General features: G+C 55.0%; 25 protein-coding genes. 18 read left to right on the top strand and 7 right to left on the bottom strand.

What is annotated here, in order from left to right; genetic code table 11:
• Positions 1–77: 77 nt before the first annotated feature.
• The 4 genes from ppiA to IM313_RS02045 all read left to right on the top strand — a co-directional run bounded on the left by ppiA (position 78) and on the right by IM313_RS02045 (position 3,241).
• Entirely contained in the window at positions 78–650 is a 573-nt protein-coding gene (gene ppiA, locus IM313_RS02060; RefSeq protein WP_041911929.1) for a peptidylprolyl isomerase A, read from the top strand.
• Positions 651–755: 105 nt separating this feature from the next.
• Complete coding sequence (locus tag IM313_RS02055; protein ID WP_028014650.1) at positions 756–1,340, top strand: putative adenosine monophosphate-protein transferase Fic; 585 nt, start codon at positions 756–758, stop codon at positions 1,338–1,340.
• Between the two features lie 30 nt (positions 1,341–1,370).
• A complete protein-coding gene (pabA, locus tag IM313_RS02050; protein WP_182035562.1) occupies positions 1,371–1,934 on the top strand; it encodes an aminodeoxychorismate synthase component 2 in 564 nt (187 codons plus the stop codon).
• Positions 1,935–2,020: 86 nt separating this feature from the next.
• The gene (locus IM313_RS02045; RefSeq protein WP_192831205.1) at positions 2,021–3,241 is read left to right on the top strand and encodes an aspartate aminotransferase family protein; all 1,221 of its coding nucleotides are present in this window, start codon (positions 2,021–2,023) and stop codon (positions 3,239–3,241) included.
• Here IM313_RS02045 and IM313_RS02040 read toward each other — a convergent pair.
• Positions 3,238–5,325, bottom strand: coding sequence for a YccS/YhfK family putative transporter (locus IM313_RS02040; protein ID WP_059357226.1), 2,088 nt, complete (start codon positions 5,323–5,325; stop codon positions 3,238–3,240). The two genes, IM313_RS02045 and IM313_RS02040, sit on opposite strands and share 4 nt — an antisense overlap.
• Before the next feature lie 57 nt (positions 5,326–5,382).
• On the bottom strand, positions 5,383–6,015 hold the full coding sequence (crp, locus tag IM313_RS02035) for a cAMP-activated global transcriptional regulator CRP (protein ID WP_000242758.1): 633 nt from the start codon (positions 6,013–6,015) through the stop codon (positions 5,383–5,385).
• Between the two features lie 311 nt (positions 6,016–6,326).
• Between crp and IM313_RS02030 the strand changes: the two genes are divergently transcribed.
• Positions 6,327–6,731 (top strand): OsmC family protein, encoded by a 405-nt coding sequence (locus IM313_RS02030; protein WP_008503018.1) that lies wholly within the window; start codon positions 6,327–6,329, stop codon positions 6,729–6,731.
• A 66-nt stretch (positions 6,732–6,797) separates the two neighbouring features.
• Here IM313_RS02030 and IM313_RS02025 read toward each other — a convergent pair whose 3' ends face one another.
• The 4 genes from IM313_RS02025 to IM313_RS02010 form a co-directional block, all read right to left on the bottom strand.
• A complete protein-coding gene (locus IM313_RS02025; protein WP_028014646.1) occupies positions 6,798–7,667 on the bottom strand; it encodes a phosphoribulokinase in 870 nt (289 codons plus the stop codon).
• 30 nt (positions 7,668–7,697) lie between these two features.
• The gene (locus tag IM313_RS02020; protein WP_013099053.1) at positions 7,698–7,916 is read right to left on the bottom strand and encodes a YheU family protein; all 219 of its coding nucleotides are present in this window, start codon (positions 7,914–7,916) and stop codon (positions 7,698–7,700) included.
• Positions 7,913–8,935 carry a hydrolase gene (locus IM313_RS02015; RefSeq protein ID WP_045259342.1) on the bottom strand — a complete coding sequence of 341 codons (1,023 nt, stop codon included), beginning with the start codon at positions 8,933–8,935 and terminating at the stop codon, positions 7,913–7,915. Before IM313_RS02015 ends, IM313_RS02020 begins: the two co-directional genes overlap by 4 nt.
• A gap of 111 nt (positions 8,936–9,046) precedes the next feature.
• Positions 9,047–10,951, bottom strand: coding sequence for an ABC transporter ATP-binding protein (locus IM313_RS02010; RefSeq protein WP_192971928.1), 1,905 nt, complete (start codon positions 10,949–10,951; stop codon positions 9,047–9,049).
• A gap of 132 nt (positions 10,952–11,083) precedes the next feature.
• Between IM313_RS02010 and kefG the strand changes: the two genes are divergently transcribed.
• The 4 genes from kefG to slyD all read left to right on the top strand — a co-directional run bounded on the left by kefG (position 11,084) and on the right by slyD (position 14,339).
• Positions 11,084–11,635 carry a glutathione-regulated potassium-efflux system ancillary protein KefG gene (gene kefG, locus IM313_RS02005; RefSeq protein ID WP_006812200.1) on the top strand — a complete coding sequence of 184 codons (552 nt, stop codon included), beginning with the start codon at positions 11,084–11,086 and terminating at the stop codon, positions 11,633–11,635.
• Positions 11,635–13,440: a glutathione-regulated potassium-efflux system protein KefB gene (kefB, locus tag IM313_RS02000; RefSeq protein ID WP_047362518.1), complete on the top strand. Its 1,806-nt coding sequence runs from the start codon at positions 11,635–11,637 to the stop codon at positions 13,438–13,440. Before kefG ends, kefB begins: the two co-directional genes overlap by 1 nt.
• 13 nt (positions 13,441–13,453) lie before the next feature.
• Entirely contained in the window at positions 13,454–13,654 is a 201-nt protein-coding gene (locus IM313_RS01995; RefSeq protein WP_003861689.1) for a YheV family putative zinc ribbon protein, read from the top strand.
• A gap of 94 nt (positions 13,655–13,748) precedes the next feature.
• Complete coding sequence (gene slyD / locus IM313_RS01990) at positions 13,749–14,339, top strand: peptidylprolyl isomerase (protein WP_003861691.1); 591 nt, start codon at positions 13,749–13,751, stop codon at positions 14,337–14,339.
• Between the two features lie 51 nt (positions 14,340–14,390).
• On the opposite strand, the gene IM313_RS01985 is transcribed toward slyD, so the two are convergent.
• Complete coding sequence (locus tag IM313_RS01985; protein WP_028014642.1) at positions 14,391–14,609, bottom strand: protein SlyX; 219 nt, start codon at positions 14,607–14,609, stop codon at positions 14,391–14,393.
• 238 nt (positions 14,610–14,847) lie between these two features.
• On the opposite strand from IM313_RS01985, the gene fkpA reads away from it, so the two are divergent.
• The 9 genes from fkpA to IM313_RS01940 form a co-directional block, all read left to right on the top strand.
• Positions 14,848–15,669, top strand: coding sequence for an FKBP-type peptidyl-prolyl cis-trans isomerase (fkpA, locus tag IM313_RS01980; protein WP_023331457.1), 822 nt, complete (start codon positions 14,848–14,850; stop codon positions 15,667–15,669).
• A 165-nt stretch (positions 15,670–15,834) separates the two neighbouring features.
• Positions 15,835–16,557 (top strand): transcriptional regulator, encoded by a 723-nt coding sequence (locus IM313_RS01975; protein WP_014885489.1) that lies wholly within the window; start codon positions 15,835–15,837, stop codon positions 16,555–16,557.
• A complete protein-coding gene (tusD, locus tag IM313_RS01970) occupies positions 16,557–16,943 on the top strand; it encodes a sulfurtransferase complex subunit TusD (RefSeq protein WP_192971927.1) in 387 nt (128 codons plus the stop codon). The genes IM313_RS01975 and tusD overlap by 1 nt, the downstream gene beginning before the upstream one ends.
• Complete coding sequence (gene tusC / locus IM313_RS01965; protein WP_028014639.1) at positions 16,943–17,302, top strand: sulfurtransferase complex subunit TusC; 360 nt, start codon at positions 16,943–16,945, stop codon at positions 17,300–17,302. Before tusD ends, tusC begins: the two co-directional genes overlap by 1 nt.
• A gap of 7 nt (positions 17,303–17,309) precedes the next feature.
• Complete coding sequence (tusB, locus tag IM313_RS01960; protein ID WP_041911943.1) at positions 17,310–17,597, top strand: sulfurtransferase complex subunit TusB; 288 nt, start codon at positions 17,310–17,312, stop codon at positions 17,595–17,597.
• A 124-nt stretch (positions 17,598–17,721) separates the two neighbouring features.
• Complete coding sequence (gene rpsL / locus IM313_RS01955) at positions 17,722–18,096, top strand: 30S ribosomal protein S12 (RefSeq protein ID WP_000246815.1); 375 nt, start codon at positions 17,722–17,724, stop codon at positions 18,094–18,096.
• Positions 18,097–18,192: 96 nt separating this feature from the next.
• Positions 18,193–18,663, top strand: coding sequence for a 30S ribosomal protein S7 (gene rpsG / locus IM313_RS01950; protein WP_003861706.1), 471 nt, complete (start codon positions 18,193–18,195; stop codon positions 18,661–18,663).
• Between the two features lie 96 nt (positions 18,664–18,759).
• A complete protein-coding gene (gene fusA / locus IM313_RS01945) occupies positions 18,760–20,874 on the top strand; it encodes an elongation factor G (protein WP_028014637.1) in 2,115 nt (704 codons plus the stop codon).
• 69 nt (positions 20,875–20,943) lie between these two features.
• On the top strand, positions 20,944–21,044 hold a 101-nt coding region (locus IM313_RS01940; protein WP_029364778.1), incomplete at its 3' end, for a GTP-binding protein.

The raw sequence follows: 21,044 nt of genomic DNA, 5'->3' as shown, positions 1-21,044 counted from the left end.
AAGGCTGGTCTCGGTTCATACTGCTCTTTAGAATCAAGCCATTCGCTTTTTATACTGCGCTTTGTTAAGGAATTCTCATGCTCAAATCAACACTGGCGGCTGTCGCAGCTGTGTTTGCTCTTTCTGCCGTTTCCCCTGCTGCGCTGGCAGCCAAAGGGGACCCTCACGTTCTGCTGACCACCTCTGCCGGGAACATTGAGCTGGAACTAAATAGCCAGAAAGCTCCGGTTTCTGTGAAAAACTTCCTCGACTATGTGAACAGTGGTTTCTATAACAACACCACCTTCCACCGCGTGATCCCTGGCTTCATGATTCAGGGCGGCGGCTTCAACGAGCAGATGCAGCAGAAACAGCCTAACCCACCCATCAAAAACGAAGCGGACAACGGCCTGCTGAACAAGCGCGGCACCATCTCCATGGCGCGCACGGCGGATAAAGACAGCGCCACCAGCCAGTTCTTCCTCAACGTGGCGGATAACGCTTTCCTCGACCACGGCCAGCGCGACTTCGGCTATGCGGTCTTCGGTAAAATTGTGAAAGGGATGGACGTGGCGGACAAAATCTCTCAGGTTCAGACCCACGATGTCGGTCCATACCAGAATGTGCCGTCTAAACCTGTCGTTATCATCTCTGCAAAAGTTCTGCCGTAATCCTCTTTGGCACGGGCGATCCTCGCCCGTGTTGTGACCCCTCCCTGCGAAAGCGCGTTTTGCTGCTTATACTTGTGGCAAACGGACTATTCAGGGAGGCGTTAAGTGAAAAAACTCACCGATAAGCAAAAATCCCGTCTCTGGGAGCAACAGCGTAACGTCAATTTTCAGGCCAGTTGTCTCCTTGAAAAAGGTAATGGTCCTTCAGAGCCCGGCATTGAGACGCTGGAGCTTGGGCCTTCAGCGCCCGGGCTACCGCATCTGTGCCTCATTCATCGCCATCTGTATCACAGAGAGATGAAGCAGGCAGGCGAATTCCGTACCGACGATATCTTTAAGGGTGACATTCCCTTCTGCCATTTTGAGTACATCGAGACGATGGGTAACGAACTGATGGCAGCGCTGGAAAGTGATAAGTATCTCGTGGGTCTTGAAAAAGCGGCGTTTGTTGAAAAAGTGAGCCATTACTACTGTGAAATCAACATGCTGCATCCCTTTATGCGCGGTAATGGCATTGCTCAGCGCGTCTTCTTTGAGCAGCTGGCCATCCACGCGAATTACGCGCTGGACTGGCGGGATATTGATCCCGAGCAGTGGGTGGCGGCGAACCGAAGCGGTGCCACGGGCGATTTGACCGCGCTGAGCGCTATCTTTGCCAAAGTAGTGAGCGAAGCGCGGGAATCTGAGTAGAATAGGGCGGCATTTTTTTCGGGAGCCGCCATGATTCTGCTGATTGATAACTACGATTCCTTCACCTGGAACCTTTACCAGTATTTTTGTGAACTGGGTGCAGAGGTGGTTGTCCGCCGCAACGACGAACTCAGCCTGTCTGATATTGAGACGCTGGCTCCGCAGAAAATCGTCATTTCGCCGGGGCCGTGTACGCCATCGGAATCGGGCATTTCTCTGGAGGTTATTCACCACTATGCCGGCAGGCTGCCGATCCTGGGCGTCTGTCTCGGTCATCAGGCGATTGCCCAGGCATTTGGGGCTACCATCGTGCGTGCCGCGAAAGTGATGCACGGCAAAACCTCGCCGGTCACCCACACCGGCACGGGCGTATTCACAGGGCTCAATAACCCGCTAACCGTGACGCGCTACCATTCGCTGGTGATTGACCCACCGACGCTGCCCGACTGCTTTGACGTGACCGCCTGGAGCGATACGCAGGAGATCATGGGGATTCACCACCGCGAGTGGGATCTCGAAGGCGTCCAGTTCCACCCTGAAAGTATCCTCAGCGAGCAGGGGCACGCACTGCTGGCAAATTTCCTCAATCGCTGAATATCTGTTGCCTTGTTGTGAGTTTTTATGCATATTTTGTGATTATATTTTCACAATGAATGTGACATAAAATGGATGGGCATGACATGGCAACTGAACAACCAGCAATTACCCGCGCGACATTCGATGAAGTGATTCTGCCGATTTATGCACCGGCTGAATTTATCCCGGTGAAGGGGAAAGGCAGCCGCGTCTGGGATCAGCAGGGCAAGGAGTATGTGGATTTCGCGGGCGGTATTGCGGTCACGGCGCTGGGCCACTGCCATCCTGCGCTGGTGGACGCGCTGAAAACCCAGGGCGAAACCCTGTGGCACACCAGCAACGTGTTCACCAACGAACCTGCGCTGCGCCTGGGCCGCAAGATCATTGATGCCACGTTTGCCGAGCGCGTGCTGTTTATGAACTCCGGCACCGAAGCTAACGAAACCGCCTTTAAGCTGGCGCGCTACTACGCTACCACGCGCCACAGCCCGTACAAAACTAAAATCATCGCCTTCCATAACGCCTTCCACGGACGCTCTTTCTTTACCGTCTCCGTTGGCGGCCAGCCGAAGTATTCCGACGGCTTTGGTCCGAAACCAGCCGACATTATCCACGTGCCGTTTAACGATCTGCACGCGGTGAAAGCGGTGATGGACGACCACACCTGCGCGGTGGTGGTGGAGCCGATTCAGGGCGAAGGCGGCGTGACCGCGGCAACCCCGGAATTCCTGAAAGGGCTGCGCGAACTGTGCGACGAACATCAGGCGCTACTGGTGTTTGATGAAGTGCAGTGCGGGATGGGGCGTACCGGAGAGCTGTTTGCCTACATGCACTACGGCGTCACGCCGGATATTCTGACCAGCGCCAAAGCGCTCGGCGGCGGTTTTCCGGTGAGTGCGGTACTGACGACGCAGGAGATTGCCTCTGCGTTCCACGTCGGGTCTCACGGCTCGACCTACGGCGGTAACCCGCTGGCGAGCGCCGTGGCGGGTGCCGCGTTCGACATCATCAACACGCCAGAGGTGCTGAACGGCGTTAGCGCGAAGCGCGAGCTGTTTGTGCAGCATCTCCAGCAGATTAACAATAAGTACGACGTCTTCAGCGAGATCCGCGGCATGGGGCTGCTGATTGGTGCGGAGCTTAAGCCGCAGTACAAAGGCCGCGCGCGCGATTTCCTGCACGCAGCCGCCCACGAAGGGGTGATGGTGCTAAATGCCGGGCCTGACGTGATGCGCTTTGCGCCGTCGCTGGTGGTGGAAGAGAAAGATATTGACGACGGGTTAACCCGCTTTGCCGCGGCGGTCGAGAAGATCGTAAAAGACTAATACTCGGTTCGCTTTAACCGCCGCGTTAACCAAATGCCGTGATGCGGGCGCTGACGCCATGCCACCGACGAAATGGTGTGCATGGTGTTCAGATGTCCCAGCACGCGCTGCAAATGCTGCTCCAGGGTGCTCATCGGCCCGTGGGTCAGCGTCTCCGGTGCCTCCAGAATGTTCGAATCCCCCGACTCACCCGGCGCGTCATACTCCAGACGCTGCTGACACCGCTGCAACGCAATTTCACACGACTGCAAATAGCGCTGCGCCAGATCCGGCGTCAGCATGGTGTGCTCGCGCGCCAGCGTGGTCATGGCATTGATGTGCTCAACGATAAACTGGCTGTGCGTGACCCACAGCTTCATATCGGCAAGATAGTGTGAGTTAAAGCCCGGCTCCTGCATCGCCTGGTTGAGCGAGTTAAACAGAGCGTTGTGCGCCTGGTTGACCTTCATCCGCTGATACGCCAGCGGGGAGGGCTGCGGATCGTCGCTCAGGATCAGACGAATGGCCTGCTGATCGGCCTCCAGCGCGTCGTGGGCGTTCTGCCTCAGCAGCCCGCTCTGCCACTGCGGCCACAGCCAGACCATGCCGCCAAAGGCGATCAGGCAGCCAATCAGCGTGTCGATCAGGCGGGCAACGATGAACTGTTCGCCGTTAAGCGTCAGCAGCTGAAGGGTATATACCGCCGTCACCGTAAAGCCCACCATCGCCCAGCCGTAGTTTTTGCGAATGATTAGATAGCTTACCAGGGTGACCACCAGCATCCCTGCCAGGGTATAGCCCTCGGGCACGTGAAAATGCAGCGTCACGCCCGCAATAATCAGCCCCGCCATCGTGCCGCCTGCCCGGTGCAGAATGCGCACCCGCGTGGCGCCATAGCCGTTCTGGGTAACAAACAGCACGGTCATTAAGATCCAGTATGGTTTCGGCAGGTGGAGCGCCATGCCCATCAGGCTGGCGATACTGAGCATGACGCTAATCCTTGCAGCGTTGCGCAGAGCGGAAGATTTCAGAGACAGGTAGCTTCTCAGCGCCGGCAGCAGCGGCAGACGTTTCTGTTTATCCGCCATCAGGTCACGGGAATAAAGCGGGCGCTGGGTGCGCAGCACGCGGGCGATGCGGCTGAAGTGCCAGGCGGCAAACTGGCCGACCGGGTTATCCGGGTGCTGACGGGCAATTTTCTCCAGCGCGCCGAGCTGTTTGTCCATGTTAAAGCGCGTGGGGTAGCGGTGGTAGAGAATATCATCGGCCAGCACCCGCAGGCGCGCGGAGACGGTCTGCGCGTTCCAGCGGATCACCGCTTCGGCATGGCTGCGCTCAACCAGCTTTTGCACCTCCTGCGGGTGGTGAAGGCTAACGGAGATATGCTCCTGAAGATCCAGCCCCACCTGAAAGGTGCGCAACAGCCGTTTATATTCGTGGTTCTTGTTGGCGGCGAGCATATGCAGCTGCTGATAGCACTGGCTTATCAGGTCTACCACCTTTTGCTGGCGCGTCAGCAACGGCGGTAAGGATTTCTCCGGATCCGTATGCTGGGTGAGCAGGGTGTATTTGGCTTCACAGTAATCCGCAAGCTGCACGTAGAGCAGGCTCAGAGATTCGCGCAGCGGCTGCTCCCGCCACAGCCAGAACCAGAACCAGTTAAACAGCCCGTACCACAGCGTGCCGAGGGCGTAGATCAACAGCGGCTCCCACACGGGCATATTACCGGCGAGGCTCAGGGTGAAGATGGCCGCAATGAGTGACGCGGGAAGCAGACGGGCATGGAGCGAGCTGATTTCGGCGGTGACGCCGAGGGTCATCGCCAGCACGGTCAGGATCAGCGGCAGGGGAATATCACGAGCCAGCAGAAGCTGCACCGCGAGGCTACAGCCAGCAAACAGCGAGCCGCCAATTATCAGACGTTTGAAAAAGCGTTTATGGGGCGTGTCCAGACCGGCAATGTTGCAGCAGGCGGGGACGAGAGAAAACAGCAGGCCCTGCTGAAGATGTCCCAGGATCAGGCCCACGGCCACGGGAAGACACAGCACCAGCGTTTGTCGTAGTGCGTAGTTAACTTCCGGGTGATAGATCAGCCTGCGCCACATGGGGAATAGAGACAAAAACGGCGTGACACCTCGCGATGGCACGCCGTTTAGGCAGGATTAACGGGTTCCGTAAACCACGATGGTTTTACCGTGGGCGGAGATCAGGTTTTGATCTTCCAGCATTTTCAGAATACGGCCCACCGTTTCGCGGGAGCAACCGACGATCTGACCGATTTCCTGACGGGTAATTTTAATTTGCATGCCGTCCGGGTGGGTCATCGCGTCTGGCTGTTTCGCCAGGTTCAGCAGAGTCTGCGCGATACGGCCAGTCACGTCCAGGAAGGCGAGGTTACCCACTTTCTCTGACGTCACCTGCAGACGGCGCGCCATCTGGGAAGAAAGACGCATCAGGATGTCAGGGTTAACCTGAATCAGCTGACGGAATTTCTTATAAGAAATTTCAGCCACTTCACATGCTGTCTTTGCACGAACCCAGGCGCTACGTTCCTGGCCTTCTTCAAACAGGCCCAGTTCACCGATAAAATCGCCCTGGTTCAGATAGGAAAGGATCATCTCTTTGCCTTCCTCATCTTTGATCAGCACTGCCACCGAGCCTTTGACGATGTAATACAAGGTTTCCGCTTTTTCACCCTGGTGAATCAGCGTGCTCTTCGATGGGTACTTATGAATGTGGCAATGAGACAAGAACCATTCGAGAGTCGGGTCTGTTTGCGGTTTGCCAAGCACCATGCGCTGTTATCCTCTGTTATAAGCTGTCACCAGAGTCATCAGATGCATCCGGACTCTGGGGTTGCAATCGAATTCTTACCCATACCCTGGGAAGTCGGCTGTCGTAACGTTTCGCAGCCAGTAAAGTTTGATGTCCTCTGCATACATGTGTAACGTCAATGTATTACTGTAGCATCCTGAGTGTTTTAGCATAGCTTTTGCCGCGTGTCTCCTGGTGTCTCGCTTCAGCATGATGCAGGTCGCCTTCCATTGCGAGAAATGTAACGCACGCGTAATCTGTCACCAAAAATGCAACGTTGGAGTTAATGAATATGCAAGCGCGCGTGAAGTGGGTTGAAGGTTTAACGTTCCTGGGCGAGTCCGCATCAGGACACCAGATTTTGATGGATGGTAACTCCGGCGATAAAGCTCCAAGCCCAATGGAAATGGTGCTGATGGCGGCAGGCGGATGCAGCGCGATCGACGTGGTGTCGATTCTGCAAAAAGGCCGTCATGACGTGACGGATTGCGAGGTTAAACTCACCTCAGAGCGTCGCGAAGAGGCGCCACGCCTGTTTACCCACATTAATCTGCACTTTGTTGTCACCGGGAAAGAACTGAAAGACGCGGCGGTCTCACGCGCGGTGGATCTCTCTGCGGAGAAATACTGCTCTGTGGCGTTAATGCTGGAGAAAGCGGTAAAAATTACCCATTCGTATGAAGTGATCGAGGCTTAATTATTGGGGCATCGTGCGTGTTGATGCCCTCACCCTAACCCTCTCCCACGGGGAGAGGGAACATGTTCACGCGATCTGCTTCCCTTCCATCAGTCGCTCCACCAGCGGCGTCATGATCAGCTCCATTGCCAGCCCCATTTTTCCACCGGGAACCACTAACGTATTCATGTGGGAAATAAACGAGCCCTGCAGCATCGCCAGCAGCCAGGGGTAATCAATGCCTTCAAGATTGCGGAAGTGGATCACCACAAAGCTCTCATCCAGCGACGGGATGCTTTTCGCCGCGAACGGATTGGAAGTGTCCACGGTCGGCACGCGCTGGAAGTTAATGTGCGTGCGGGAGAACTGCGGCGTGAGATAGTTGATGTAATCTTCCATGGAGCGCACCACCGAGTCCATTACCGCCTCGCGCGAATGGCCGCGCTCGCTCATGTCGCGCGTCAGCTTCTGGATCCACTCCAGGTTAACGATCGGCACCACCCCGACCAGCAGATCCACATGGCGCGCCACGTCGTGCTGAGGCGTAACAACGCCGCCGTGCAATCCTTCATAAAACAGCACGTCGGTGGGTTCCGGCAGCGGTTGCCAGGGGGTAAAGGTGCCCGGCACCTGGTTCCAGGGTACGGCTTCGTCGTAGGTGTGCAGATACTTACGGGACTGCCCGGTACCGCTCTGACCGTATTCGCGGAAGGTTTGCTCCAGCAGGCCGAAATCATTGGCTTCCGGGCCAAAGTAGCTGATGTGTTTACCCAGATCGCGCGCCTTGCGGATCGCCATGTCCATCTCAGGCCGCGTATAGCGGTGAAAGCTGTCGCCTTCGACCTCCGCAGAACGGAGATTCAGCTGGGCGAAAATCTTGCGAAAAGCGAGGCTGGTGGTGGTGGTTCCCGCACCACTCGACCCCGTAACGGCAATAATGGGATGTCTGGCAGACATAGCAACTCCCTGACGGAAAAGGTTGGAAGATCAGCCGTGAAACGCGTTGCGGGGCATGATATTGACCGTCTCATGCAGTTCTGACCACACCAGCACCACGTCGCCGCTTTTAAGCTGGCGTTTTACATCGTTGACCTTTTGCTCAAGCGAACGCTCATGTTCACCATAATCGGTGCCTTCGCGTAATACAAAGCTTTCAATCAGATTATCGAGCGTTTCGGGAGCCAGATCCTGCCAGGGAATGATCATTTTGCACCATCCAGATAAGGAGTCAGCCAGTCAGGAATGCGCGCTTCCAGCCACATTTTCGGCCTGCGCAGCGTGCCGCCGATGAACCCCACGTGGCCACCATGTTCGGTCAGCTGGTAGTGAACGTTGTCAGGCAGGAATTCCTGCGCGGGAATTGAGTGATGATCCATGAACGGGTCATCTTTGGCGTGAATAATCAGCGTCGGCTGCGTGATTTTGCTGAGCAGCGGCATGGCGCTGCACTGTCGGTAATAGTCGATAGCATCAGCGAAGCCGTGAATTTTGGCGGTGATCAGATCGTCGAATTCGCGGATGCAGCGTACCTTTTTCAGCTGGCGCAGGCTTACCGGCAGGGTATCCGGATAGGCCTTTAGCTTTCGCGCCGCGTTGGCTTTCAGCAGGTTGAGCAGATAGCGCTGATAGACGCGAGAAAAGCCTTTTTCCATGTGGTAGCTGCACTGCTCCAGCATAAACGGTGCGGAGACAATCACTGCTGCATTCAGCGGTACGCTGTCGCCCTCTTTGGCCAGCAGACAGGCGAGCATATTACCGCCCAGCGAGTAGCCCACGGCGGCCGTTGGCGCGGCGCCATAGTTTTCCCGCAGCCAGTGCAGAAACCACGTGCCATCTTCGGTTTCACCCGAGTGATAAATGCGTTTCTGACGATTCGGCTCGCCGCTACAGCCGCGAAAATGCATCACCACGCCGAGCCAGCCGCGCGCTTTGGCGGCCTCAATTAACCCATGCGCATACGGACTGTGCAGGCTGCCTTCTAAACCGTGAAAAACCACCAGACGCGGCTTATGAAGAGCCTGTTCCGGCGCTTCGCTCCAGGCGAGATCCAGAAAATCACCGTCCGGCAGATCGAGCCGTTGCCAGTGCGGAGTGAACTGGACCTTGCGGCGGATCAGCCGCGGCAGCATGGTCTGCAAATGGCAGTTGGTCACGCCGCGCATGGGCACGAACTCGGTGCTGTCTTCGGCTGTAATGTCGAAGTCTGATGGAATGATTTGGGTCATAAGGACGATGCTGATTCTTGTCAGAAATTCACTATACCTTCCGAATTGTACCCCGTTTAGCCTGGATTTCCGAACCAGAGATAGATTCCGTTCGCACAACGGGGTAAAAATTCAGTCTGCCTGCAGCATCGCTTCCAGCTGTTCCTGGGCATCCAGCCATGCCATTTCGCACTCTTCGAGGCTGGATTTAGCTTTCGCCTGCGTTTGCAGACAATCCGTTAGCTCCGCTTTACGGCTCTGATCGTACAGGTCGCTGTCGCCCAGCTTCTCTTCGACGGCGGCAAGCGTGGCGTTGAGCTTTTCCATCTCTTTTTCAAGACGGGCAATCTCTTTACGCAGCGGCTGGGTCTGGGTGCGCAGTTCCGCTTCGCGGCGCTTCTGGTCTTTTCGCGACTGTGCGCTGTTGACGTTGTCTTTCGCTGACTCTTCCGGCTGGTTTTCCTGCTTTTGTACGTCCGTCAGCCACTGCTGGTAGTCTTCCAGATCGCCGTCGAACGGTTCGACTTTGCCGCCGTGTACCAGGTAGAGATCGTCGGTGGTGGAGCGGATCAGGTGGCGATCGTGCGACACGACAACCAGTGCGCCTTCGAACTCAATCAGCGCTTCGGTCAGCGCCTGACGCATGTCGAGATCCAGGTGGTTGGTCGGTTCATCGAGCAGCAGCAGGTTGGGTTTCTGCCAGACGATCAGCGCCAGCACCAGACGGGCTTTTTCGCCGCCCGAGAAACGCTCGGTGTTTTCGGTCACCTTATCGCCCTGGAAGCCGAAGCCGCCGAGGTAGTCGCGCAGCTTCTGCTCCATTTCCTGCGGCGCAAGACGCGCCAGATGCTGAATCGGGGATTCATCCGCGCGTAAAAATTCCAGCTGATGCTGGGCGAAATAGCCAAGCTTAATGCCCTTCGCCAGGCCGATTTCACCGCTGGTTGGGTTAAGCTCGCCCGCGAGCAGCTTAATTAATGTTGATTTACCGGCGCCGTTGCGCCCCAGCAGGCCAATGCGCGAACCCGGCACCAGGTTAAGCTTGATAGAGTCGAGGATGATGCGATCCCCATAACCCGCGCTGACCTTTTCCATCTTCAGAAGCGGGTTCGGCAGGCTTTCCGGCGCGCGGAAGCTGAAGTGGAACGGGTTGTCCACGTGCGCCGGGGCAATCATCTCCATGCGTTCCAGCATCTTGATGCGGCTCTGGGCCTGCTTGGCTTTTGACGCTTTAGCTTTGAAGCGATCCACGAAGCTCTGCAGGTGCGCCACGCGCTGCTGTTGGCTTTCATACATCGACTGCTGCTGGGCAAGGCGCGTCGCGCGCTGGCGCTCGAAAGAGCTGTAGTTGCCGGTGTACTCGAACATGGTTTGCTGTTCGATATGAATGATTTTATCCACCACCGGATCGAGGAAGTCGCGGTCGTGGGAGATGAGAATCAGAGTGCCCTGATAGCTCTTGAGCCACTTCTCCAGCCAAATAACCGCATCGAGATCGAGGTGGTTGGTCGGTTCATCGAGCAGGAGCAGGTCTGAGCGGCAGATCAGCGCCTGCGCCAGGTTGAGGCGCATGCGCCAGCCGCCGGAGAAGTCGCTGACCGGGCGTTCAAGCTGTTCATTGCTGAAGCCCAGGCCGTGCAGCAGGCTGGAGGCGCGGGAGCGAATGGTCCACGCGTCGATGGCGTCCAGCTTGCCGTGAACGGTAGCGATGGCGTGACCGTCGTTGCGCTCGTTGGCCGCGTTGAGTTCCGCTTCGAGCTTACGGTATTCGCGATCGCCGTCGATAACATAGTCGAGCGCCGGTTCGCTCAGGGCTGGCGTCTCCTGGTTTACCCACGCGAGCTGCCAGTTCCCCGGGAAGGTAAAGTTACCGCCATCCGCGCTAATCTCGTTTTTCAGCAGCGCCAGCAGGGTGGATTTACCGCAGCCGTTTTTGCCGACCAGACCCACTTTCTGGCCCGGGTTGATGGTAGCAGTGGCGTTATCCAGCAGGACGCGCACGCCGCGACGAATTTGTAACGAGGAGAAAACAATCATAGAAGCGCCGTATGTTCCGACTATGTTAATTTGTCATTATGATAATGTAAGGTGTGGGCCATTTTCCCCACCGGGCCGCCATGGTAGCCCAAAACGACAACAATACACAAAAACAGAACCGGGAGGGGAGTGATGTCTCAGACAGCGAAAGTGCTGCTGCTGTATGCCCATCCGGAATCTCAGGACTCGGTGGCGAACCGGGTGCTGCTTAAGCCGGCCACACAGCTCAGTAACGTCACGGTGCACGATCTCTACGCGCACTATCCTGATTTCTTTATCGATATTCCTTACGAGCAGGAACTGCTGCGTCAGCACGACGTGATTGTGTTCCAGCATCCGCTTTATACCTACAGCTGTCCGGCGCTGCTGAAAGAGTGGCTGGACCGCGTGCTGAGCCGGGGCTTTTCCAGCGGGGTGGGGGGCAACCAGCTGGCGGGAAAGTACTGGCGGAGCGTCATTACCACCGGTGAGCCGGAAAGCGCTTACCGTCACGACGGACTGAACCGCTACCCCATGAGCGACATCCTGAGGCCGTTCGAGCTGACGGCGGCCATGTGCCGCATGCACTGGATGAGCCCGATTATTGTTTACTGGGCGCGGCGTCAGGACCCGAAAGCGCTGGCAAGCCACGCCAGAGCCTACGGTGAATGGCTGGCATCACCGATTCCGGCAGGAGGTCGTTAATGGAAGGATCGAATTTACTCCTCGCCGGCGTGCTGTTTTTATTTGCCGCCGTCGTCGCGGTGCCGCTTGCTGCGCGTATCGGTATCGGGGCGGTGCTGGGGTATTTGCTTGCGGGGATCGCCATTGGCCCATGGGGACTGGGTTTCATCAGCGACGTGGATGAAATTCTCCACTTCTCGGAGCTCGGCGTGGTGTTCCTGATGTTCATCATCGGCCTCGAACTGAACCCCTCGAAGCTGTGGCAGCTTCGACGCTCTATCTTTGGCGTGGGCGCCGCGCAGGTGCTGTTTAGCGCCGCGATTCTGGCTGGCCTGTTAATGCTGACCAACTTTTCCTGGCAGGCGGCGGTGATTGGCGGGATTGGTCTCGCAATGTCGTCGACGGCGATGGCGCTGCAGCTGATGCGCGACAAGGGGATGAACCGCAATGAGGCCGGACAGCTGGGCTTTTCGGTGCTGCTGTTCCAGGATTTAGCGGTGATCCCGGCGCTGGCGCTGGTGCCGCTGCTGGCGGGCTCGGGCGACGATCACTTCGACTGGGCAAAAATTTCCATGAAGGTGCTGGCCTTCGCGGGCATGCTGATTGGCGGTCGTTTCCTGTTACGTCCGGTGTTCCGCTTTATTGCCGCCTCGGGCGTGCGCGAGGTGTTTACCGCCGCGACGCTGCTGCTGGTGCTCGGCTCGGCGCTGTTTATGGACGCGCTGGGGCTGTCGATGGCGCTGGGCACCTTTATTGCCGGCGTGCTGCTGGCGGAGAGTGAATATCGGCACGAACTGGAAATTGCCATCGATCCCTTCAAAGGGCTGCTGTTAGGCCTGTTCTTTATTTCGGTGGGAATGGCGCTCAATCTTGGCGTGCTTTATACCCATCTGCTCTGGGTTGCGGTGAGTGTTGCGATCCTGGTGGCGGTGAAAATGCTTGTGCTGTACGTCATGGCACGTATCTACGGGTTGCGCAGTTCTGAACGCATGCAGTTTGCCAGCGTGTTGAGCCAGGGTGGTGAGTTTGCGTTTGTGCTGTTCTCCACCGCCTCCTCCCAGAAGCTGTTTAAAGATGACCAGATGGCGCTGCTGCTGGTGACGGTAACGCTGTCGATGATGACCACGCCTCTGCTGATGAAGATGGTGGATAAACTGCTGTCGCGCCGCCTGAATCCGGCAGACGATGAAGATGAAGCGCCGTGGGTAGAAGACGATAAGCCGCAGGTGATCGTCGTGGGCTTCGGCCGCTTCGGGCAGGTGATTGGCCGCCTGTTGATGGCGAACAAAATGCGCATTACGGTGCTGGAGCGCGATATCAGCGCGGTCAACCTGATGCGCAAATATGGCTACAAGGTCTATTACGGCGATGCCACTCAGCTTGAGCTTCTGCGCTCGGCCGGGGCGGAAGCCGCGGAGTCTATCGTCATCACCTGCAACGATCCGGAAGATACGATGAAGCTGGTGGAGCTATGTCAGCAGCACTTCCCGCACCTGAATATTCTGGCGCGTGCCCGGGGGCGTGTTGAAGCTCACGAATTGTTGCAGGCAGGTGTGAAACACTTCTCCCGTGAGACGTTCTCCAGTGCGCTGGAACTGGGGCGCAAGGCGTTAATCTCCCTGGGGATGCATCCTCACCAGGCGCAGCGCGCCCAGATGCACTTCCGCCGGCTGGATATGCGCATGCTGCGCGAATTAATGCCTGTGCATACCGATACCGCTCAGATCTCCCGCGTGCGGGAAGCGCGGCGCGAGCTGGAGGAGATCTTTCAGCGAGAGATGCAGCAGGAACGACGCCAGCTCGACGGCTGGGATGAATTTGAATAAAAGGTAACGAAAGATGGCTGTACGTAAACGCTTTATCGCGGGTGCAAAGTGCCCGTCTTGCCAGGCTCAAGATACGCTGGCCATGTGGCGCGAAAATAATATTGATATAGTTGAGTGCGTTAAGTGCGGTCACCAGATGCGTGAGGCTGACAAAGAAGCACGCGATCACGTTCGCAAAGAAGAGCAAGTGATCGGCATTTTTCATCCAGACTAGCGATATGCTCTGAGTTTTTTTAAGCTTAAGGGTACACGGGTGCAGATTTCCGCTACAATCTGCGCCAGCAATTTTCCCACGCTCAGGAGATATCATGAAAGTAGCAAAAGACCTGGTGGTCAGCCTGGCCTATCAGGTACGTACAGAAGACGGTGTGTTGGTTGATGAGTCTCCGGTGAGTGCGCCGCTGGACTACCTGCATGGTCACGGTTCCCTGATTTCCGGCCTGGAAACTGCGCTGGAAGGTCATGAAGTTGGCGATAAATTCGACGTTGCTGTAGGCGCGAACGACGCTTACGGTCAGTATGACGACAACCTGGTTCAGCGCGTTCCTAAAGACGTGTTCATGGGCGTTGACGAGCTGCAGGTTGGCATGCGCTTCCTGGCTGAAACTGACCAGGGTCCGGTTCCTGTTGAAATCACTGAAGTTGAAGACGACCACGTTGTGGTTGACGGCAACCACATGCTGGCTGGCCAGAACCTGAAGTTCAACGTAGAAGTTGTTGCGATCCGTGAAGCGACCGAAGAAGAGCTGGCTCATGGCCACGTTCACGGTGCGCATGGTCACGACCATGATCACGATCACGGCCACGACGGCTGCTGCGGTGGTCACGGCCACGACCATGGTCATGACCACGGCCACGGTAAAGGTGGTTGCGGCAACGGCGGCTGCGGTTGCCACTAATTCCGTCATGCGGAAAATAAAAAAGCGGGATAATCCCGCTTTTTTTACGCCTCAATAATGAGGTGGTGGCGTCTCTTCCGACTGAGAGGCAATATTTGACGGCTGCGTCGCCTTCAGCTTTTCCGTCAGCAGGCGCATATGATCCCGTAGTTTCGCCATTTCGAGTTCGTGCGCGGTCACGGTCTGGTTAAGCTCTTCGATGGTGATGTCCTGAAAAGCCAGGCGGCTTTCCAGCTCAGCCATTCTCGCTTCTATCATTGTGTCCTTCATCATTCACCTCGTTTATATCTGATACGCCATATTGGCCCAGCGGCGGCGCAGTTTAACTGAGTTTATCCTTAAGTGCAGTCTCTATCCCGTTGGCAAGAAACTTATTTAAACAAAAATAGTCTGAAAAGTGGCGAGAATTGGAAGTGTCTGTCTGTAGATTTCTTCCGCAACGTTTTATAGTACGTCACTCATTTACGTTTAACGCTGGGGTGAGAGTCCCCAGGCCCTGGAGATATGGATGAAATCACTGTTTAAAGTAACGCTGCTGGCGACGACGATGGCTGTTGCACTGAACGCGCCGCTGTCATTCGCTGCTGATACTGCTGCGAAGCCTGCTGCCACTGCAGACAGCAAAGCGGCGTTCAAAAATGACGACCAGAAATCCGCCTACGCACTGGGCGCATCTCTGGGCCGCTACATGGAAAACTCTCTGAAAGAACAAGAGAAACTGGGCATCAAACTGGACAAAGCCCAGCTGATCGCGGGTGTTCAGGACGCCTTTGCTGATAAGAGCAAACTGTCTGACCAGGAAATCGAACAGACTCTGCAGGCGTTCGAAGCGCGCGTGAAGGGTGCCGCTCAGACCAAGATGGAAGCGGACGCTAAAGACAACGAAGCGAAAGGCAAAGCCTACCGCGACACTTTTGCTAAAGAGAAGGGTGTGAAAACCTCTTCTACTGGTCTGGTGTACAAAGTTGAGAAAGAAGGTACCGGTGATGCGCCTAAAGACAGCGACACCGTTGTGGTGAACTACAAAGGTACGCTGATCGACGGTAAAGAGTTCGACAACTCTTACACCCGTGGTGAACCTCTTTCCTTCCGTCTTGACGGTGTGATCCCAGGCTGGACTGAAGGCCTGAAAAACATCAAAAAAGGCGGCAAAATCAAGCTGGTTATCCCACCGGATCTGGCCTATGGCAAAACTGGCGTTCCGGGTATCCCGGCTAACTCCACGCTGGTCTTCGACGTAGAGCTGCTGGACATCAAACCAGCGCCGAAAGCGGATGCGAAACCGGAAGCGCAGGCAGATCAGAAAGCTGCGACAGACGCTAAGAAGTAATGTGATGCAAACCGCCGCCTTTTTGGGCGGCGGTTTTTTATTGTGGGGCAGATATAATTAACACTGGAAAGCGTTAGGCACGCTGTATTAATTTAGTTGTCCGTGTAGATAATGAGCCTGCCCTGAAAACCTAACGACAGGCTCCTGAAAAGGAGTGTTTTTTTCATGTCCAGGTCGCTTTTAACCAACGAAACCAGTGAACTTGATTTGCTGGATCAACGTCCTTTTGACCAGACCGACTTCGATATTCTGAAATCCTATGAAGCGGTAGTGGACGGGTTAGCGATGCTCATTGGTTCCCACTGCGAAATCGTATTGCACTCCCTGCAAGATCTTAAGTGTTCCGCCATCCGCATTGCTAATGGTGAGCATACCGGCCGTAAAATTGGTTCGCCAATTACCGACCTTGCATTGCGTATGTTGCATGACATGACCGGCGCGGACAGCAGCGTCTCAAAATGTTATTTCACCCGCGCCAAAAGCGGCGTGCTGATGAAATCAGAAACCATCGCGATTCGAAATCGCGAGCATCGTGTGATTGGGCTGCTGTGCATCAACATGAACCTTGATGTGCCATTCTCGCAGATCATGAGCACCTTTATTCCGCCAGAAACGCCAGACGTTGGCTCTTCTGTTAACTTTGCCTCCTCCGTTGAAGATCTCGTCACGCAGACGCTTGAGTTCACCATTGAAGAGGTCAATGCTGACCGCAACGTATCGAACAACGCCAAGAATCGCCAGATCGTACTCAATCTCTACGAGAAAGGGATTTTCGACATTAAAGATGCCATCAACCAGGTGGCCGATCGTCTGAACATCTCCAAGCATACGGTTTACCTCTACATCCGTCAGTTCAAAAGCGGCGATTTCGTGGGGCAAGATAAGTAATGCGTTTTGCATTAATGGTGACGGGCCCGGCGTATGGGACTCAACAGGCCAGCAGCGCGCTGCAGTTTGCGCATGCGCTGCTGGCGGCCGGACACGAACTGGCGAGCGTCTTCTTCTATCGGGAAGGGGTGTATAACGCGAACCAGTTTACGTCGCCGGCGAGCGACGAGTTTGATCTGGTCCGCGCCTGGCAGGCGTTAAATGAAAAGCTGGGCGTTGAACTGCATATCTGCGTGGCGGCGGCGCTGCGTCGCGGCGTGACGGATGCAGCCGAAGCCGAGCGCCTGGGATTATCAGGCGCTAACCTGCAGCCTGGTTTTTCGTTGAGTGGTCTGGGCGCATTGGCTCAGGCGGCGTTAACCTGCGACAGAGTGGTGCAATTCTGATGAAGCGTGTGGCATTTGTTTTTACTTCTGCGCCGCATGGCAGCACCTCTGGCCGCGAAGGCCTGGATGCGCTGCTTGCGACATCGGCGTTAACAGAAGATATCGGTGTCTTCTTTCTGGGGGACGGCGTGCTTCAGCTTCTGGCGGGCCAACAGCCGCAGGCCATTCTGGCGCGCGACTACATCGCCACCTTTAAAGTGCTGCCGCTTTACGATATCGAAACCTGCTATGTCTGTGCCGACTCTTTAACGGCGCGTGGTTTAAGCGATAAGACGCCTTTTGTGCTGGATGTGACGACCTTACCTGCCGCAGCACTCCGTGAACAACTCTCCCACTACGACACCATTCTGACTTTCTGAGGCTTCCATGCTCCATATTCTCAGCCATTCACCATGGCAATGTGATATCGACACGCTGTTGAGCATGCTACGCGAAGGTGACGATCTGCTGCTGATTCAGGATGGCGTGCTCGCTGCGCTTGAAGGCGGCCGTTTCGTTGAAATTCTCACGAATGCCCCCATAACGGTCTCAGCGCTGAAGGACGATCTGGATGCGCGGGGTCTTTCTGGTCAAATTTCAGCCAAAATTGACGTGGTTGGCTATACTGATTTCGTCAATCTTACTGTGACGCACGCCAGTCAAATGAACTGGTGATTTGAGATCGCTGTATATTTCTTGACACCTTTTCGACGTAGCCCTAAAATTTCGCGTCCTCATATTGTATGAGGTCGTTTTATTACGTGTTTACGAAGCAAAAGCTAAAACCAGGAGCTATTTAATGGCAACAGTTAACCAGCTGGTACGCAAACCACGTGCACGCAAAGTTGCAAAAAGCAACGTGCCTGCGCTGGAAGCCTGCCCGCAGAAACGTGGCGTATGTACTCGTGTATATACCACCACTCCTAAAAAACCAAACTCCGCACTGCGTAAAGTATGCCGTGTGCGTTTGACTAACGGTTTCGAAGTGACTTCATACATCGGTGGTGAAGGTCACAACCTGCAGGAGCACTCCGTGATCCTGATCCGTGGCGGTCGTGTTAAAGACCTTCCGGGTGTTCGTTACCACACCGTTCGTGGTGCGCTGGACTGCTCAGGTGTTAAAGACCGTAAGCAGGCTCGCTCCAAGTACGGCGTGAAGCGTCCTAAGGCTTAATGGTTCTCCGTTAAGTAAGGCCAAACTGATTTATCTTAATGTCAAACTAAACTCGTAGAGTTTTGGACAATCCTGAATTAACAACGGAGTATTCCCATGCCACGTCGTCGCGTCATTGGTCAGCGTAAAATTCTTCCAGATCCGAAGTTCGGATCAGAACTGCTGGCAAAATTTGTAAATATCCTGATGGTAGATGGTAAAAAATCTACTGCAGAAGCAATCGTATACAGCGCGCTGGAGACCCTGGCTCAGCGTTCTGGTAAAAATGAACTGGAAGCTTTCGAAGTCGCTCTCGACAACGTTCGCCCAACTGTAGAAGTTAAGTCCCGCCGCGTTGGTGGTTCTACTTATCAGGTTCCAGTTGAAGTTCGTCCGGTTCGTCGTAATGCCCTGGCAATGCGTTGGATCGTTGAAGCTGCTCGTAAACGCGGTGATAAATCCATGGCTCTGCGTCTGGCGAACGAACTTTCTGATGCTGCAGAAAACAAAGGTACTGCAGTTAAGAAACGTGAAGACGTTCACCGTATGGCAGAAGCCAACAAGGCGTTCGCACACTACCGTTGGTAATCCCTTCGGAGTATTAGTCACCAGGCGGGCGCTTCAGAGAAGCTGCCCGCTCTGGGTAACTTAACTGAACGCCTAAAGAAACAAACGAGGAATCAAATGGCTCGTACAACACCCATCGCACGCTACCGTAACATCGGTATCAGTGCGCACATCGACGCCGGTAAGACCACTACTACCGAACGTATTCTGTTCTACACCGGTGTAAACCATAAAATCGGTGAAGTTCATGACGGCGCAGCCACCATGGACTGGATGGAACAGGAGCAGGAGCGTGGTATTACCATCACCTCCGCAGCGACTACTGCATTCTGGTCAGGTATGGCTAAGCAGTACGAACCGCATCGCGTAAACATCATCGACACCCCGGGCCACGTTGACTTCACCATCGAAGTAGAACGTTCCATGCGTGTTCTTGACGGCGCGGTAATGGTTTATTGCGCAGTTGGTGGTGTTCAGCCACAGTCTGAAACCGTATGGCGTCAGGCGAACAAATATAAAGTTCCACGCATCGCGTTCGTTAACAAAATGGACCGTATGGGTGCTAACTTCCTGAAAGTTGTTGGCCAGATCAAAACCCGTCTGGGCGCGAACCCTGTTCCGCTGCAGCTGGCAATTGGTGCTGAAGAAGGCTTCACCGGCGTTATCGACCTGGTGAAAATGAAAGCCATCAACTGGAACGATGCAGACCAGGGCGTTACCTTCGAATACGAAGATATCCCGGCTGAGATGCAGGACCTGGCTGACGAATGGCACCAGAACCTGATCGAATCCGCTGCTGAAGCTTCTGAAGAGCTGATGGAGAAATACCTGGGTGGTGAAGAACTGTCTGAAGAAGAGATCAAAAAAGCTCTGCGTCAGCGCGTTCTGAACAACGAAATCATCCTGGTAACCTGTGGTTCTGCGTTCAAGAACAAAGGTGTTCAGGCGATGCTGGATGCGGTAGTTGACTACCTGCCATCCCCGGTTGACGTTCCTGCGATCAACGGCATCCTGGACGACGGTAAAGATACTCCGGCTGAGCGTCACGCAAGTGATGACGAGCCGTTCTCTGCACTGGCGTTCAAAATTGCTACCGACCCATTCGTGGGTAACCTGACCTTCTTCCGCGTTTACTCTGGTGTGGTTAACTCTGGTGACACCATCCTGAACTCCGTGAAAGCGGCGCGTGAACGTTTTGGCCGTATCGTACAGATGCACGCTAACAAACGTGAAGAGATCAAAGAAGTTCGTGCGGGCGACATCGCTGCAGCTATCGGTCTGAAAGACGTGACCACTGGTGACACCCTGTGTGACCCGGATCACCCGATCATTCTGGAGCGTATGGAATTCCCTGAGCCGGTAATCTCCATCGCGGTTGAACCAAAAACCAAAGCTGACCAGGAAAAAATGGGTCTGGCTCTGGGCCGTCTGGCGAAAGAAGACCCATCATTCCGCGTATGGACTGATGAAGAATCTAACCAGACCATCATCGCTGGTATGGGTGAACTGCACCTGGACATCATCGTTGACCGTATGAAGCGTGAATTCAACGTTGAAGCGAACGTGGGTAAACCTCAGGTTGCTTACCGCGAAGCGATTCGCGCGAAAGTTACCGATGTTGAAGGTAAACACGCTAAGCAGTCTGGTGGTCGCGGTCAGTACGGTCACGTTGTGATCGACATGTACCCACTGGAGCCGGGCTCTAACCCGAAAGGTTACGAGTTCATCAACGACATCAAAGGTGGTGTAATTCCTGGCGAATACATCCCAGCCGTTGATAAAGGTATCCAGGAACAGCTGAAAGCGGGCCCTCTGGCTGGCTATCCGGTTGTTGACATGGGTATCCGTCTGCACTTCGGTTCTTACCACGACGTTGACTCCTCTGAACTGGCGTTTAAACTGGCTGCGTCTATTGCCTTTAAAGAAGGCTTTAAGAAAGCAAAACCAGTTCTGCTTGAGCCAATCATGAAGGTTGAAGTAGAAACTCCTGAAGAGAACACCGGTGACGTTATCGGTGACTTGAGCCGTCGTCGCGGTATGCTGCGTGGTCAGGAATCCGAAGTAACTGGCGTTAAGATCCACGCTGAAGTTCCGCTGTCTGAAATGTTCGGATATGCAACTCAGCTGCGTTCTCTGACCAAAGGTCGTGCATCATACACCATGGAATTCCTGAAGTATGATGATGCGCCTAACAACGTTGCTCAGGCCGTTATTGAAGCCCGTGGTAAGTAATCCACAGGATTAAAACCTAAGTCCCGTGCTCTCTCCAGAGGGGAGAGCACTATAGTAAGGAATATAGCCGTGTCTAAAGAAAAATTTGAACGTACAAAACCGCACGTCAACGTTGGTACTATCGGCCACGTTGACCATGGTAAAACTACCCTGACCGCTGCAATCACTAC

The organism is Enterobacter cloacae complex sp. P2B, from assembly GCF_014895985.1.
GTDB classification, from domain to species: Bacteria; Pseudomonadota; Gammaproteobacteria; order Enterobacterales; family Enterobacteriaceae; genus Enterobacter; species Enterobacter bugandensis.
This window is presented reverse-complemented; position numbering and strand designations above follow the sequence as displayed.

Excerpts from the sequence above, each read along its gene's own strand:
- ppiA (WP_041911929.1), top strand. The coding sequence starts at position 78 with ATGCTCAAATCAACACTGGCGGCTGTCGCAGCTGTGTTTGCTCTTTCT.
- pabA (WP_182035562.1), top strand. The coding sequence starts at position 1,371 with ATGATTCTGCTGATTGATAACTACGATTCCTTCACCTGGAACCTTTAC.
- IM313_RS02045 (WP_192831205.1), top strand. The coding sequence starts at position 2,021 with ATGGCAACTGAACAACCAGCAATTACCCGCGCGACATTCGATGAAGTG.
- IM313_RS02040 (WP_059357226.1), bottom strand. The coding sequence starts at position 5,325 with ATGTGGCGCAGGCTGATCTATCACCCGGAAGTTAACTACGCACTACGA.
- crp (WP_000242758.1), bottom strand. The coding sequence starts at position 6,015 with ATGGTGCTTGGCAAACCGCAAACAGACCCGACTCTCGAATGGTTCTTG.
- IM313_RS02030 (WP_008503018.1), top strand. The coding sequence starts at position 6,327 with ATGCAAGCGCGCGTGAAGTGGGTTGAAGGTTTAACGTTCCTGGGCGAG.
- IM313_RS02025 (WP_028014646.1), bottom strand. The coding sequence starts at position 7,667 with ATGTCTGCCAGACATCCCATTATTGCCGTTACGGGGTCGAGTGGTGCG.
- IM313_RS02020 (WP_013099053.1), bottom strand. The coding sequence starts at position 7,916 with ATGATCATTCCCTGGCAGGATCTGGCTCCCGAAACGCTCGATAATCTG.
- IM313_RS02015 (WP_045259342.1), bottom strand. The coding sequence starts at position 8,935 with ATGACCCAAATCATTCCATCAGACTTCGACATTACAGCCGAAGACAGC.
- IM313_RS02010 (WP_192971928.1), bottom strand. The coding sequence starts at position 10,951 with ATGATTGTTTTCTCCTCGTTACAAATTCGTCGCGGCGTGCGCGTCCTG.
- kefG (WP_006812200.1), top strand. The coding sequence starts at position 11,084 with ATGTCTCAGACAGCGAAAGTGCTGCTGCTGTATGCCCATCCGGAATCT.
- kefB (WP_047362518.1), top strand. The coding sequence starts at position 11,635 with ATGGAAGGATCGAATTTACTCCTCGCCGGCGTGCTGTTTTTATTTGCC.
- IM313_RS01995 (WP_003861689.1), top strand. The coding sequence starts at position 13,454 with ATGGCTGTACGTAAACGCTTTATCGCGGGTGCAAAGTGCCCGTCTTGC.
- slyD (WP_003861691.1), top strand. The coding sequence starts at position 13,749 with ATGAAAGTAGCAAAAGACCTGGTGGTCAGCCTGGCCTATCAGGTACGT.
- IM313_RS01985 (WP_028014642.1), bottom strand. The coding sequence starts at position 14,609 with ATGAAGGACACAATGATAGAAGCGAGAATGGCTGAGCTGGAAAGCCGC.
- fkpA (WP_023331457.1), top strand. The coding sequence starts at position 14,848 with ATGAAATCACTGTTTAAAGTAACGCTGCTGGCGACGACGATGGCTGTT.
- IM313_RS01975 (WP_014885489.1), top strand. The coding sequence starts at position 15,835 with ATGTCCAGGTCGCTTTTAACCAACGAAACCAGTGAACTTGATTTGCTG.
- tusD (WP_192971927.1), top strand. The coding sequence starts at position 16,557 with ATGCGTTTTGCATTAATGGTGACGGGCCCGGCGTATGGGACTCAACAG.
- tusC (WP_028014639.1), top strand. The coding sequence starts at position 16,943 with ATGAAGCGTGTGGCATTTGTTTTTACTTCTGCGCCGCATGGCAGCACC.
- tusB (WP_041911943.1), top strand. The coding sequence starts at position 17,310 with ATGCTCCATATTCTCAGCCATTCACCATGGCAATGTGATATCGACACG.
- rpsL (WP_000246815.1), top strand. The coding sequence starts at position 17,722 with ATGGCAACAGTTAACCAGCTGGTACGCAAACCACGTGCACGCAAAGTT.
- rpsG (WP_003861706.1), top strand. The coding sequence starts at position 18,193 with ATGCCACGTCGTCGCGTCATTGGTCAGCGTAAAATTCTTCCAGATCCG.
- fusA (WP_028014637.1), top strand. The coding sequence starts at position 18,760 with ATGGCTCGTACAACACCCATCGCACGCTACCGTAACATCGGTATCAGT.